The 13,561-nt window shown below is 61.6% G+C and carries 16 protein-coding genes; 10 read left to right on the top strand and 6 right to left on the bottom strand.

The genetic code is table 11. The annotated features are described in order from the left end of the window. The first annotated feature begins 104 nt into the window (after positions 1-104). Positions 105-659 carry a transcriptional repressor gene (locus F3J17_RS19050; protein ID WP_167061967.1) on the top strand — a complete coding sequence of 185 codons (555 nt, stop codon included), beginning with the start codon at positions 105-107 and terminating at the stop codon, positions 657-659. Between the two features lie 12 nt (positions 660-671). Here F3J17_RS19050 and F3J17_RS19045 read toward each other — a convergent pair whose 3' ends face one another. Then, positions 672-1,235, bottom strand: a complete 564-nt coding sequence (locus tag F3J17_RS19045) for a GNAT family N-acetyltransferase (RefSeq protein ID WP_167061964.1) — start codon at positions 1,233-1,235, stop codon at positions 672-674. A gap of 25 nt (positions 1,236-1,260) precedes the next feature. Next, entirely contained in the window at positions 1,261-2,001 is a 741-nt protein-coding gene (locus tag F3J17_RS19040; RefSeq protein ID WP_167061962.1) for a TetR/AcrR family transcriptional regulator, read from the bottom strand. Between the two features lie 133 nt (positions 2,002-2,134). Here F3J17_RS19040 and F3J17_RS19035 point away from each other — a divergent pair, with 133 nt between their 5' ends. From F3J17_RS19035 to F3J17_RS19005, 7 genes are all read left to right on the top strand, one after another. Next, the gene (locus F3J17_RS19035; RefSeq protein WP_167061960.1) at positions 2,135-3,706 is read left to right on the top strand and encodes a bifunctional 3-(3-hydroxy-phenyl)propionate/3-hydroxycinnamic acid hydroxylase; all 1,572 of its coding nucleotides are present in this window, start codon (positions 2,135-2,137) and stop codon (positions 3,704-3,706) included. Positions 3,707-3,731: 25 nt separating this feature from the next. Beyond that, positions 3,732-4,673, top strand: coding sequence for a VOC family protein (locus F3J17_RS19030; RefSeq protein WP_167061957.1), 942 nt, complete (start codon positions 3,732-3,734; stop codon positions 4,671-4,673). Between the two features lie 52 nt (positions 4,674-4,725). Then, positions 4,726-5,595 (top strand): fumarylacetoacetate hydrolase family protein, encoded by an 870-nt coding sequence (locus tag F3J17_RS19025; RefSeq protein ID WP_167061954.1) that lies wholly within the window; start codon positions 4,726-4,728, stop codon positions 5,593-5,595. A 21-nt stretch (positions 5,596-5,616) separates the two neighbouring features. Next, positions 5,617-6,546 (top strand): 3-keto-5-aminohexanoate cleavage protein, encoded by a 930-nt coding sequence (locus F3J17_RS19020; RefSeq protein ID WP_167061952.1) that lies wholly within the window; start codon positions 5,617-5,619, stop codon positions 6,544-6,546. Positions 6,547-6,601: 55 nt separating this feature from the next. Then, positions 6,602-6,985 carry a nuclear transport factor 2 family protein gene (locus tag F3J17_RS19015; protein ID WP_167061949.1) on the top strand — a complete coding sequence of 128 codons (384 nt, stop codon included), beginning with the start codon at positions 6,602-6,604 and terminating at the stop codon, positions 6,983-6,985. A 121-nt stretch (positions 6,986-7,106) separates the two neighbouring features. Further along, a complete protein-coding gene (locus F3J17_RS19010; RefSeq protein WP_240161058.1) occupies positions 7,107-8,231 on the top strand; it encodes a porin in 1,125 nt (374 codons plus the stop codon). A gap of 134 nt (positions 8,232-8,365) precedes the next feature. Beyond that, entirely contained in the window at positions 8,366-8,743 is a 378-nt protein-coding gene (locus F3J17_RS19005) for a Rap1a/Tai family immunity protein (RefSeq protein WP_167061947.1), read from the top strand. Between the two features lie 57 nt (positions 8,744-8,800). Here the strand turns inward: F3J17_RS19005 and F3J17_RS19000 are convergent, their stop codons facing one another. Continuing rightward, positions 8,801-9,217 carry a hypothetical protein gene (locus tag F3J17_RS19000; RefSeq protein ID WP_167061944.1) on the bottom strand — a complete coding sequence of 139 codons (417 nt, stop codon included), beginning with the start codon at positions 9,215-9,217 and terminating at the stop codon, positions 8,801-8,803. Positions 9,218-9,364: 147 nt separating this feature from the next. Beyond that, positions 9,365-9,724, bottom strand: a complete 360-nt coding sequence (locus F3J17_RS18995) for a hypothetical protein (protein WP_167061941.1) — start codon at positions 9,722-9,724, stop codon at positions 9,365-9,367. Positions 9,725-10,015: 291 nt separating this feature from the next. Between F3J17_RS18995 and F3J17_RS18990 the strand changes: the two genes are divergently transcribed. Then, the gene (locus F3J17_RS18990; protein ID WP_167061938.1) at positions 10,016-10,240 is read left to right on the top strand and encodes a hypothetical protein; all 225 of its coding nucleotides are present in this window, start codon (positions 10,016-10,018) and stop codon (positions 10,238-10,240) included. Between the two features lie 74 nt (positions 10,241-10,314). Here F3J17_RS18990 and F3J17_RS18985 read toward each other — a convergent pair whose 3' ends face one another. Together F3J17_RS18985 and F3J17_RS18980 are read right to left on the bottom strand one after the other, a co-directional pair. After that, on the bottom strand, positions 10,315-11,973 hold the full coding sequence (locus F3J17_RS18985) for an NRAMP family divalent metal transporter (protein WP_167061935.1): 1,659 nt from the start codon (positions 11,971-11,973) through the stop codon (positions 10,315-10,317). A 92-nt stretch (positions 11,974-12,065) separates the two neighbouring features. After that, positions 12,066-12,218: a hypothetical protein gene (locus tag F3J17_RS18980; protein WP_167061932.1), complete on the bottom strand. Its 153-nt coding sequence runs from the start codon at positions 12,216-12,218 to the stop codon at positions 12,066-12,068. A gap of 1,039 nt (positions 12,219-13,257) precedes the next feature. On the opposite strand from F3J17_RS18980, the gene F3J17_RS18975 reads away from it, so the two are divergent. Continuing rightward, a complete protein-coding gene (locus tag F3J17_RS18975) occupies positions 13,258-13,452 on the top strand; it encodes a hypothetical protein (RefSeq protein ID WP_167061929.1) in 195 nt (64 codons plus the stop codon). The last annotated feature ends 109 nt before the right edge of the window (positions 13,453-13,561 follow it).

Genomic DNA, 13,561 nt, shown 5'->3' with positions numbered 1-13,561 from the left:
ACGCGAATGGTGCGCGATGCAAAAGGCATACACATTGCGAATGATAGTGATTTGCATTTACAATTTCAGCGCTTTTGAGCCAGCGACACATGCATAAGCGCGCCATGGAGACAGCCAAATTGAAGGACCCTGACGACGATCTCGACCACCTTGACCACCTTGACCACCTTGACCAGCTGGACAACGCAGACGTGCCCGACGCGGCCGTGTGCGCGTTCCTGCGCTCGAAAGGGCTCAACGTGACGAAGACACGGCTGCATGTGCTCGCGCTGCTCAGCGAATTCGACCGCCCGGTGAATGGCGAAACGCTCTTTCGCCACATCATCCGGAAGCGCGAAAGCATGAGCAAGGCAACGATCTATCGCACGCTCGTGGAGTTCGAGAAGGCCGGTGTGGTGAGTCGCCAGTGGGTCGCGGGGCTGACCGGCGCGCGCGCTGCTTATGTGTCGTTACAGAAGCCGGGTGGCGAAACGGTCCATCAGGTCGTGTGCCGCGACTGCGAGCGCCGTCATGCGATGGCGGACGACGGTGTGCTCGAACGCATTCGCCTGGCGTTGCAGGAGGAAGCGGCGCTCGGCAACCAGCCGCAGCCGCTCACGATCTACTACCAGTGCGCGGGGTGTGCTGGGCGCGTCGACCCTGCGCGAGCGCTGAATTGAACGTAGCGGGCGCTACACCTTGTCGTTGATCCGCGAAGTCAGCACGTGATCGGCCCATTGGCCGTCGATCTTCAGATAGGCCCGCGCCTTGCCTTCGATCTCGAACCCCAGACGCTTCAGCAATTGCCCGCTACGCATGTTCTCCGGGCGGTAGTTCGCCATCACGCGATGCAGCGCATAAGTTTCGAAGACGAATTCGATTGCATGCGCAACGGCTTCAACCATCAGCCCTTGACCCTGTTCGCTTGCCGCGATCGAAAATCCCAGATGGCACGCCTGAAAGGGACCACGCACGATATTCGTGAAATTGCACTCGCCGATCACGGTCTCGCGCCCCGCGTGACGGATCAGCAAATGCAGCGCGTTTCCGGCCTCCATCTGCTGGACCATGCTGTCGATCCGTTGCGCGATTGCCGCCAGGGTGTAGTACCCGTCGGAGCGCAAGGGCTCCCACGGACGCAGATGCTCGCGGTTTTCAAGCTGGTATCGCAGCAGTTCCGGCGCGTCGCTGATTGCCACCGTCTGCAGGATCAGGCGATCGGTCTTCAGAATGGCGGGTGGTTTCTGCTGCGACATACGTGCTTGCCCTCTCGATAGAAACTTATCCGCGCGCCTTCACCGACGCCGCTTCCAGCGATTTCAACCCGTCCGGCAATTCCAGATCCGGCAACGCACGACCATCGAGCGCTGCGAGCAGCGCCGGCTTCACACCCAGCGCACCGAGCGCGAGTTTCATGACCGCACGCGGATGTTCGCCCGGCGCGGCCCCCGACAACACCGTTTCGATGCTCTGATAAATCGCGCCGATCACCAGATCCTTCGCCGCGCGTGTGTTGTCGAAATGCGCGATGCCGCGCGTGCGCGCCGCCTCCAGATCGCGGGGCAGATAGATATCCGTCAGGCGCCCACTGGCGTTGCCGCGAATGCCCGTGCGCGTGATGAACGCGCCCCATTCGGGATGCATCAGCGCCACCTGCACATAGGTCTGGCAGCCGATCCAGATCCGCTCGATCGGGTTATCGATCTTCTCGACACACAGCTCGATGGCCGCGACCACCTCGTCGCTCAACTCCGACGTCACCGCGTCCAGTAACTCCGCCGTGGTCTTGAAGTAGTTGTAGAACGTGCCGCGCGCGACCCCCGCCGCGGCGATGAAATCGTCGATCGAGGCCGCATCCGGTCCCTTCTGCGCAAACACGCTGACCGCCGCGCCCAGCATCTTGCGCCGCGTAGCCTCGCGCCGGACTGCACCGGTGCGCACGCGGTGGTCCTCTTTTTCCTCGATGTCTGGCACGGGAGGCGCGCTGGCCGCCTTCGCAGATTTCGCTCGCGTGGCCGTCACGGCTGCACCTCGGGTTTCCCCCATTGAATTGATGATCTTATCAAGTTGACAATACAGTCCGAATTGTACAGAAATGTCATTTTTAAAAAAGAGCCCGCACAAGGCCTAAACAAACACCGAATCCGGAGAACACATGGAGGCAGACCTGAGCGTCGACGTTGCGATCGTCGGCTATGGCCCGACCGGCCAGTTGCTCGCACTCATGCTGGGCCGCGCGGGGCATCGCGTGGCCGTGGTCGAGCGCTGGCCCAATCTTTACCCGCTGCCGCGTGCGGTCCATTTCGACCACGAGATCGCGCGGCTCTTCCAGTCCTGCGGGGTCGTCCATGATATCAACAGCATCGCCGAGATCACGGACCGCTATCAGTGGCGCAACGCGAATCACGATCTGCTGATGGATTTCAACTGGGGCGGCAATGGTCCGAGCGGCTGGCCGGTCTCGACGATGTTCTCGCAGCCGGAACTGGAGCGCGTGCTCGATCGCCACGTCAAGCAACTGCCCAACGTGACGGTGCGCCAGGGCTGGTCGGCCACGGCGCTGCATGAGGAGGCCGACGGCGTGCGTCTGGAGATCGAGACGGGCCGGCTGGCGGAAGGCAAGTGGCAGGCGGGCGGCGAGCGCGAGACGATTCGCGCGCGCTATCTGGTGGGTGCGGATGGCGCGAATTCGATGGTGCGCGAGACGCTGGGCATTGAGTGCGAGGACCTGGGTTTTGCGTTCGACTGGCTGGTGGTCGATGTAAAGCCGCGCGTGCCGCGCGAGTGGACGCCGAAGACCTGGCAACTCTGCGACCCCGCGCGCCCGACCACCATCGTGCCAGGCGGCCCGGGACGTCGCCGCTGGGAGTTCATGCTGTTGCCGGGCGAGACCGCGCAGCAGATGAATCAGGCTGCGGTGGCGTGGGACCTGCTTGCGCGTTGGGACGTCACGCCGGACAACGCAGAACTGGAGCGCCATGCCGTCTACACCTTCCGCGGACGTTGGGCGAAAGACTGGCGCGCGGGCCGCGTGCTGCTGGCCGGCGACGCCGCACATCTGATGCCGCCGTTCGCGGGCCAGGGCATGTGCAGCGGCCTGCGCGACGCTGCCGCGCTGGGTTGGCGTCTCGACGCGATTCTGCGCGGCAAGGCAGCCGACGCGTTACTCGACAGCTACGGGCCGGAACGTTGCAACCATGTGCGCGAGATCATCGGCTTCTCGGTCGAACTGGGCAAGGTGATCTGCATTACGGATCCTGAGGCGGCCGCTGCGCGCGATCGCGACATGCTGGCCGCACAGGCGACGCCAGGCTTCACCGCGCCGCAAGCACCGCAGCCACGGCTGGGCGCGGGTCTCTACGACACGCATGCGCCGGGCAGCGGCTGGCTGACGCCGCAAGGCATCGTCGAATTCAATGGGCGGCGCGGTCTGTTCGACGATGTCTTCGGCGTACGTTTCGCATTGGTGGCAAGAGATCAAGCCGTGCTCGATACGATTAGTCATGCTAATCGGTTGGCGCTGGAACAGCAGGGCGCAATCGTGACGCATTTTGGCGCGGGCGGCTTTGTCGATGTGCAAGGCGTGTATGCCGATTACCTCGCGAAACACGGGGCGGTGGCGGTGCTGGTTCGGCCCGACTTCTACAGCTTTGGCGCGGCATCCGACGTACAGGCGCTCGATGCGCTGGTGGATGACTGGCGCGGGGCGATGCAGCCCGCGAATTGAGCCTAACGATAAACAGGAGACGCGTATGACCAACACTCGCAGGCATGACCGCCTCGGCATTCACTCCATCGGCGAATTTGGCATGAGCGTGCCGTCGCTCGACGAGGCGCAGCGCTTTTATTCGGCCTTCGGTCTCGATGTCCAGCCCGACGGCAACGGCGGCTTGCTGATCCGTACCTTCGGCTCGCCGTATGTGTGGGGTCGCTTGCGCGAAGGCGCGCGCAAGAAGTTCGATTCCGTGACCTTGCATTGCTTCGAGGACGAACTGGAACCCTTGAAAGTCCGCGCGAAGAACGAGGGCGCGGAATTCATCGAACCGCTATCTGGCGCGGATACTTCCGGATTCTGGATTCGTAGTCCTGATGGCATCGCTATTCAGATTCGCGCCGGCATCAAGACCACGCTCGATCACGCCAGCCATCACCAGCCCGCGTTGCCGGAGAACGGTGTGCGTTGCGCGCCGTATCGTCGCCACACGGCGAAGGTGCAGCCCGCGCGTCTTTCGCATATCGCCTTCGCGACTGCCAGCGTGCCTGCGCAGATCGCATTCTGCGAACGCGTGCTGGGCCTGCGCCTGTCGGATCGATCCGGCGACGGCGTGGCCTTCCTGCACGCACCGCACGGCGGCGATCACCATCTGTTTGCCTTCGCGATGAGTTCCGGCCCGGCGCTGCATCACCTGAGCTGGGACGTGCCGACGGTGGAAGACGTGGGGCTGGGCTACATGCAGATGGCCTCGGCGGGATACCGCAACGGCTGGGGCGTGGGGCGTCACGTACTGGGTTCCAACTACTTCTATTACGTGCAGGACCCGTGGGGCAGTTTCTCCGAATACAGCGCGACGATGGACTTTATTCCGGCCTCGGCGGACTGGGTGGCCGAAGATCACGCGCCCGAAGATGGCATGTATCTCTGGGGCCCTGACCTGCCTGCGATATTCGTCGAAAACTCCGAACAAGGCGCGTGACGGGCTCACGCCCGCACCCGCGATTCACTCAATCCGATCCAGAAGGACCGACATGAAACTCGTTACTTTCCAGAGCCGCGGCTACCGTTCGATCGGCAAGGTCGAAGGTCAGCAGATCATCGATTTGCCCGCGAGCGATCCCGCACTGCCGCGCACCATGCTCGAATTGCTGCAGGGCGGCCCCGCCATGATGCAGCGTGCGCGCGAAGTGCGTCTTGAACAGGCGGTCACCTGGCCGCTCGCCGATGTGCGGCTCGACGCGCCGGTGCCTAATCCGTCGAAGTTTCTCGCCATCGGCATGAATTATCGGCGTCATGTGGAAGAGGCGCGCGCGGCGGGCATTCAGGTGCCGGACAGCCAGGTCTGGTTCAACAAGCAGGTCTCGTGCGTGAACGGGCCGTTCGATCCCGTGCATATGCCCAAGGTCTCCGACAAGCTCGATTACGAGGCGGAACTGGGCGTCGTGATCGGGCGTCGCTGCCGTCATGTGTCGGAGGCGGAGGCCGCTTCAGTGATCGCAGGATACGTCGTGTGCAACGACGTTTCCGTGCGCGACTGGCAGATGCGTTCGCCGACGATGATGCTCGGCAAGTCGTTCAATACGCACGGTCCGTTCGGTCCGTGGATCGTTACGCCCGATGAGATCGCCGATCCGCACGCGTTGCAGATGCGCATGCTCGTGAACGGCGAATGCCGCCAGGAAGTGCGCACGGGCGAGATGATTTTCAACGTCTGGCAGCAGATTGCGTATCTGTCGACCGTGATGACGCTCGAACCCGGCGATGTGCTGGCGACCGGCACGCCTTCGGGTGTGGGCGCCGCGCACAAGCCGCCGCGCTTTTTGAGTATCGGCGACGTGTTGCGCGTGGAAATCGACGGCGTGGGCCACATCGAAAATGTGGTCGTGGCGGAACCGGTCTAACAAACGTACGCGAGCATCCAAATGGCAAGAAAAGTCATCATCACCTGTGCGATTACCGGTTCGATCCACACGCCGAGTATGTCGCCGTATCTTCCTGTCACGCCAGACGAAATCGCGGAGCAGGCCATTGCCGCTGCGAAGGCCGGCGCGGCGATTCTGCATCTCCATGCGCGCAACCCCGAGGACGGCCGCCCGGCGTTCGACCCGGCTGCCTATCGACGCTTCCTGCCGCGCATTCACGCGGCCACCGATGCCGTCATCAACATCACGACGGGCGGCGCGGTCAGCATGACGCTGGACGAGCGTCTGGCTGCCGCCATCGATGTATCGGCGGAAATGGCGTCCTGCAATATGGGCTCGCTCAATTTTGCGGTATTCCCGATCCTCGACAAGCTCAAGACCTTCAAGCACGAGTGGGAGCGCGAATATATCGAGGGCACACGCCGCGCGATTTTCCGCAATACCTTTGCCGATATCGAAGACGTATTCACGCGGTTGGGGCAGGCGCACGGCACGCGTTTCGAGTTCGAGTGCTACGACGTGGGGCATCTGTACAACCTCAAGCACTTCGTCGACCGCGGTCTGGTGAAGGGGCCGATCTTTTTGCAATTCGTGCTGGGGATTCTGGGCGGCATTGGCGCAGACCCGGAAAATCTCGTGCACATGAAACGCATCGCCGACAAGCTCTTTGGTGACACCTATCAGTGGTCCGTGCTTGGTGCGGGGCGCAGCCAGATGCCGCTCATCACGCAAGCGGCGCTGATGGGCGGCAACGTGCGCGTCGGGCTGGAAGATTCGCTGTCGATTGGGCCGGGCAAGCTCGCCACCTCGAACGCCGAACAGGTCGAGATGATCCGCGATGTGCTTACGCGCCTGGGCTTCGAAATCGCTACGCCCGACGAAGCACGCCAGATGCTGGGCCTCAAGGGACGCGACAAGACGCGGCTTTAAAACGCGTGCGCGCTACGCGCAGCTTCGCGTAGCGCGCCTCGATAAGGACATTACGATGACGGATCAGGAAAACGTGGCGCTCATACGCGCGCTGGAGGAGCAGCGGCGCGTGGCGATGCTGGCTGCGGACACACTGGCGCTCGAAGCGCTCTTCGACGAAGGGCTCGTTTATGTCCACTCGACAGGCGGCCGTGACAGCCGCGCCAGCTACCTCGCGAAGCTGTCGAGCGGCGCGATGCGCTACGAAGCCGTGACGCTCGACGTAAGCGATATCGCCGTGCGTGAGCGCTTCGCGTTGCTGGGCGGGGCGATGGCGGCGACGGTCCGAATTTCCGGCGCAAAGCCTGCAACGCTCGCCATTGCGAGTCGCTATGAGTCGGTGTGGATGCTGTCCGCCGATGGCTGGCGCATGGTGGCAATACAGAGCTTCGTGGCCTGATAGCAAATGCTGGAGCTTGCGCGCGACTTTATGAAATAAACATAGGATTGCATAGTAAATAGTTTGAGATTCGATTCAAGTCCATAGAGACGCATAACAAACGAATACGGTTGGAGAGACAATGGAAGAGACGAAAAAGCCCCGACGCATGACGGCGTTTCTCGGCGTCGCCATCACAGCTTTGGCGATGCCCGCAGCACACGCGCAGAGCAGCGTCACCCTGTACGGCATTCTCGACGTAGGCGTGACCTATGCGTCGAACGAAAACGGCCATTCCGCCGTGCTCGCTCAGGACTCGGCCTACACACCCAGTCTGTGGGGACTGCATGGCGTTGAAGATCTCGGCGGAGGCTATAAGGCGATATTCGATCTGCAATCGCAGTTCTTTATCGATTCTGGCGCAGGCGTCCCTGGCCCGAACGCGGATTTCAATCGCGGTGCGTATCTCGGCATCGAGAAGGAAGGGATCGGCAAAATCACGTTTGGCCAGCAGTACAACCTGTTATTCGATTTCCTGTTCTTCCCGCCTGCGCGACTCGATGGCGCTTTCCTTTACGGTGGTCTGTTCAATATGCGTCAGGGACCGTTCTCGGCGCTGGCTATTCCGGGGAATATGACCGGCTCGCTCGACTTCGACGAGACGGCGGGCATGACGCGCGTGTCGAACTCGGTGAAGGTGACATCGGCGGTATTCGACGGCTTGCGCGTGGGCGCGCTATATGGCTTCGGCAATACGGCGGGCAGCCTCTCGGCCAACAATACGGTGGGCTTCGGGATGAACTACGTGTTCGGCACGTTCGGTGCGGGCGCGGCGTACAACGAAACCCGCTATGCGTCGATGAACGACGGGCACGACGGCATTCGCAATTTTGGCGTGGGTGTAGGCAATACCTTCGGCGATCTCTATGCGAGCGCGCTTTATACGTACACGAAAAACACGCTGACGGGCGGCATGGCGCAGGTGGGGCAGGTTAGCGGGCTGTACTCGTTCAATCCGTTCTGGCGTCTGGGCGTGAACTATCAGTACATCAAGGGCAACGCGCAACTGGACCACAATCGCGCGCAGCAGGTGACATCGGCCGTGCAATATTCGCTGTCCAAACGCACGATGCTGTATGTCGACGCCGCGTATCAATGGACCGGCGGCGATGTGGCTGGCACCCATAACGCGTGGATCGGCGGCCTGATGCCGTCTGACAACAATCATCAGTTTGCGGCGCATATCGGCATGCAGACGTTTTTCTGATGCCTGAGCGCGAAGGCGAACGCAAGGATCTGTCCATTGTTTGCATTGCGATGATTCGGCCTTGACGGCAGGCAAACCCGGCCGTCTGCGCCGAAGCTATGCTTGCGCCGGCTTATTTCCGGAGCAACGCCAACATGAAAACATCCATCCTCGCGACCTTCGCGCTTACTTTTGCGCTCGGCGTTGGCAATGCCGCCGCGCAGATGCCTCCCGCGCCTCCCGCGCCTTCCGCTGTGCCGTCCATCGATCAAGGGGACGGCTTCTTTGGCGCATGCCAGCGGGAGGAAAATATCGATGCCTGCTCGATGTATCTGGCGGGCTATTCGAACGGCACGCTCGTGCAGGCGTTGATCGACAAGCAGCGGCCCCGTTACTGTCTGCCATCCAACCTCACGCGCAAGGACCAGTTACGCGTGGTGCTCATTTACATGAAGGGGCATCTCGATCAGATGCTCGAACCGACCGGCGCAATTCTCTACAAGGCGCTGCTCGCGGCTTTCCCCTGTAAATAATTACGCGCCGCACCGTGTAGTCGTCCGGCCGGTGGCAGCGGCCGGACCTGCAAATCTTCAGACCACCAGATGCTTCATGATCGCTTCGATGCCTCGGCGCATGCGATTCACGGCTTCAGCGGCGTTCACCACCTTGCTATAGGTCGGACTAAACTCCGGACCACGCGATGGATGGGCTTCGAAGTTTTTGGCGGGATCGCTATCCAGCGTAGGCCCAATATGCGCGCCGCTATTGAATAGATGTCGTGGCAGATGCGGTTCCAGCATCTTGAACAGCGTGGCGAATTCATCGTTCGCAAGGCGCACCTGTTCGTGCAGCAACTCGAACGCGTCGTTGAGCCTGGGGACCGGTACGACGGGAGGGGAGCCCGCGAGCGCGTCGGTCTGAAGGCTGGCTTGTTGCAGACGTTCCATTGCGATTGCCGCGGTGACGGTGGGAGCCGCGTGGCGGCTATCGCTTTGACTGGTTTCCATCAATGGGTTCCTCTTGCAGGGATTCCGGCGTTCTGGATTTCGCCAGACGCGAGACGCGGGGGCGCTCGACGCGCGCGGGATTCTAAGCGGCCTTGACAGCCTTTCATCCTGAAAACAAGGCCTGCGTGAAGGAACGTCGTCCAGGGCTTATCTGCGTCTCACCAGCATGCAGAGATTGCGAAACCGACTACGCTCCTCTTCATAACCGGTGAGCGCGCCCTGACACCACCAGTTGCGTTGCTGAAGCCGCGCCCTGTGCGCCAGTTCTTCCGCAGTGGGGATCCAGTAGCGATTATTCGCCGATCGCCCGGCTTCCCACAGCGTGCCCGATTCGAGCGCCTGACCAAGGATCGCGTTGAGTATCTGTGCGCGAACGCCTAGCAGTTTCCCGAGTTCCCGCGCGCTATAGCGCACGCCCGCGGTCATGACGGCAACCAGATCCGATACGCCGGATAGGGGTGTTGCCGCTAAGATTCTTGTCTCCACTTCCCTGTTCTTGATCGACATGGTTTTCTCCCGCGATGATGGGTGCAAGAAGCCGTGGTCAAAATGCCCGGCCGCACGGGACTATAGTCGCCACGCTTTTTCCTAAAATGATGTGTGTCAAAGCGCGCGCGCGCTTCGGCGGCCAATTGCGAGGGGCATGACCCAAACCCCATGCAAGCACACAGGAGAGGGTTAAAGAGGGTTAGACGGGATGAGCACGAGCGTGCGTTCGTGCCCTCTATCACAGCGCCTGCGCACTTCAGGTAAGATGCGCGGCTCAAATGTAGGGCGGCGTTGCCGCAGGGTGCACGAATGGATCAGAAGAAAGCCGAGCGCCTTCTTGTCGATGCGGACAGGATGGCCGAATTCGTTCTTAAATGTTTCGACCTCACGCTTGAATCGCAGCCGGGCCGCGATCTCTACGAACGCGCGTTTGGAACCTATATTCGCACTGAAGTCGGCGATATGCCGATGGCCGAAATTTACGACGCGATCAAGACCGAACCGGTTTTCGATCTGACGCCGGAGCATGACTGAGACTTGAATGGTAAAGCGGCGCGCCGATATCGATCCGGCGCGCCGCTTCGTTTCAATGGTTCAGCCGATGAATGTCAGGAAAGGAACGTCATCTGCACGACTTTCACGATCACGAGAATCACCGCCACCAGCAGATAGCCGCGCAACACGCCCATCCATACCCGCTTCGATAGTGAGAGATCGGGCGCAGGCAGTTCCGCGAGCGGAGGCATGCGCCACATATCGCGTGCGCCTTGGGGCCAGATTTGCGTCACTGCCGCAGGTTCGCGACGCAGTTTGCGCAGCGCGAGCGTGGCTGCATAACCCGCGACGGCGAGCACCGTGCCGCCTGCGAGAATTTCCAGAATCGTCTCGCCGCTCATATCCGGGTACATGACCGACGCCGTGAGCACGATCGACAGCATCACCAGCACCCACACCACCGCCCCCGTGAACAGGTTCAGCGCCTTCGAGTTGACCCACGGGCCGAGAACAGCGCGGTCGTTGCAAAGCAGCAGCAGAAACACGGTGGCGCTCGGCAGCAGCACGCCCGCGAGGGTCTGCACGGCTTCGGTCAACAGCCCGAGCGGGCTGCCCGGAATCAGCACGATGGCCGCAGCCATGGCGACGATGCCGAAATACACGAGATAAAAACCCTTCGCATCCGACACGCCGCGATGCAGCGAATGGCGAATCTTGAACACATCGCCGATAGCATAGGCCGTCGACAGCGACACGGCCGCCGCGCCGATGATGGCCGCGTCGAACAGCGCAACGGCAAACAGCACCGCCGAGGTATGGCCCGCGTACTTCTCCAGACCGGCAATCACGCCGCCCGCATCGCTGAAATTACCGAATTCGGGCTTGCCGGCGAAAAGCTGCGCGCAGAACGCGATCATGGCCACTGCGCCAATCAGCACGAACAGAATGCCGATCCACAGATCCGCTTTTTCATACTTCATGAAGCGAGGCGTGATGCGCTTGTCGATCACATAGCTCTGCTGGAAGAACAGTTGCCACGGCGCGACCGTGGTGCCAACGATGCCGATCACGAGCAGCATCACGTCGGAAAGCTTCGCGTGAGCGGGCCAGTTGGGCACGAAGAAGTCACGCGTCATCTGGCCGACGGGCGGATGGATCGACACCAGAACCGGCACCAGCAGCAGACTCAGCAGGCACAGCACCACGGCGAAGCGTTCGAAGCGCCGGAAATTGCCGGTGCTCACCGCAGCCATCGTCAAGGCCGCGGCCACGCACACGCCTGCAATCTTTGGCAGACCGAAGAAGTCGAGCACGAAGGTGATGCCGATGAACTCGGTGACGATGGTGAGCGCATTGAGAACGAAGAGATCGATGACGCTGAACGCACCCCAGAACTTGCCGAAGCGTTCGAAGATCAGGCGCGCGTGACCCACGCCGGTGACCGCGCCCAGGCGTAGCACCATTTCCTGGTTCACATAAAGCACGGGCACGAGTAGCAGAAGGGTCCACAGCAAGGTGGTGCCGTAGTTCTGGCCCGCCTGCGTATAGGTGCCGAAGGCGCCGGCGTCGTTATCGCCCACCATCACGATCAGGCCGGGGCCGAGGATGGCGAGCAAGGTGCGAAAGCGCGCCCACCAGGTCGTGCGTGGCGCGAGGTCATGACGCGAGATGGTGCCAAGCGCACCGTGAATATCGCCCACATGGGCTTCGTCGAGCACCGCGCTGCGTGGCGGCGACACGTTCGATTGGGGAAAGTTGGCTGGCGTGGACATGATGGTTCCGTTTTATCGTTGTGGTGTGGAAGATCGGCGTGCGTGCTCGCGCAACCGTCCAGGCAGGCGGTTGCGCGAGCGGGCAGATCCGCTCAGGAAAAGCGTTGCGTGAGGCGCTGCCAGAGTTGCGCGATACGCTGGGCAGCGCGGCCCGGCGTGCGTTCGTGCAGTGCGAGCATGCGGTCGTAGTGGCCGCGTGCTTCATCGACGTGAGGCAGGTTGGAAAGCAGGAGTGCGAAGTTCATGATATTGCTCCGGGCGTCGAACGTCAGGCGTTGGATACGACGCGTTCGCGGGAAAGCGAGCGGACCGGAGGCCGTGCGCACGAAGCGCAGGCGGCGAACGTCTACCGGCTTTCCCTGTTCAGGGACGATGGGTTTATCGGCATGGGTAAGGGATAACTGTCACTGTCCGGCATGGCGGCTCCTTTTATCGGCAAGGCGAACGCGGTCCGCGCCATTGAGATGGCGGTGAGGACGGGCGTACGCGTACGCAGTCACGGGCGTCGGCCCGCAACGGCGAATGCAACGAAAACCAGACGGACGTGCGAAAGCCACGGCCGGATGGCGCGAATTCAAGGGTGCACGGAGAGTTACTGCGGCGCGCACCGTCTTGCCTGCTGGCAGGACGGCGGCTAACGGGAGGTGAGCGCGGACGTCGAGCCGGTCAGGCGGCGAAACAGTTCGAAGATCGACTACTGCTGGTGTCCAAGGCGTCAGCCCCCTTAGTGAAGATTCCGGGATTCTAGGCACCGGGCGTTTGATGCGTCAACCGGTTTCTTGCATTCGATGCAAATTAAATCCGAACGGCGTGGCGGGAATAAAAATGAAAGAATCGGCCCTGTGAATTGCATAGGAAACCTGTCCATCGGCTTGCGTCTGAATTGCATTTTCGAGGCCGGGTTATCGCATCGCATTCGCATCGCTTTTGCGTTAAGGCGCCGAAAACAACGCACAATCTTTTGACGCGTTTTTTACTTGCGGTTTTGCGCAAGTGCCGAATACAATCCGCCCCGTTACATCGAAAGGAGTCCCTCGTGGACACATGCTCTAGCAGTGGAAGTTGGATGCCGGCCTGCGCCGGCGTCGTATCCGCGAGTTAGGCGCCGCAGGACTTTTCCTTCGCCGCCAACTCGCTCTGGTCGGGTTGGCGCGCTTCTTCGTTTTCCGTAGCACGCTCCCTCTGTTGAACCGTCTTTCGCAGGCTTGCCTGCGAGGCGCCTGCACGCCTGCTTGCGTGCATCCATTCGCCGCCCGATCGGTTCGGGCGGGCGGAGGTGGGCTTATGTCCGTCAAATTCATCGTTACGTCATGCCTGGGCGGACCTCGTCCGCCTTGCCCGCGCGTTGCGCCTGCCGCGCTCACGCTGGCGCTGACCGTTGCAGTCATCGCGGCTATCGCGCTCGCGGCGCTGCTGTGCGCGTCGTCCGCCGCCGCAGAGATTGATCGCGCGCTGCGTTTGAACTGGTGGTTCTCTTAGGCGTACTCGCCACATCGAGCGCAGTTCCTCGCCCGCTTGCGCGGGCCTGATTGAAATCGAGTCACTTTCGCAATCGCTCCGCCATTGCGCGGGGCACACTCGTCCCTAC

The organism is Burkholderia sp. Ax-1719, from assembly GCF_011753055.1.
GTDB lineage: Bacteria > Pseudomonadota > Gammaproteobacteria > Burkholderiales > Burkholderiaceae > Paraburkholderia.
This window is presented reverse-complemented; position numbering and strand designations above follow the sequence as displayed.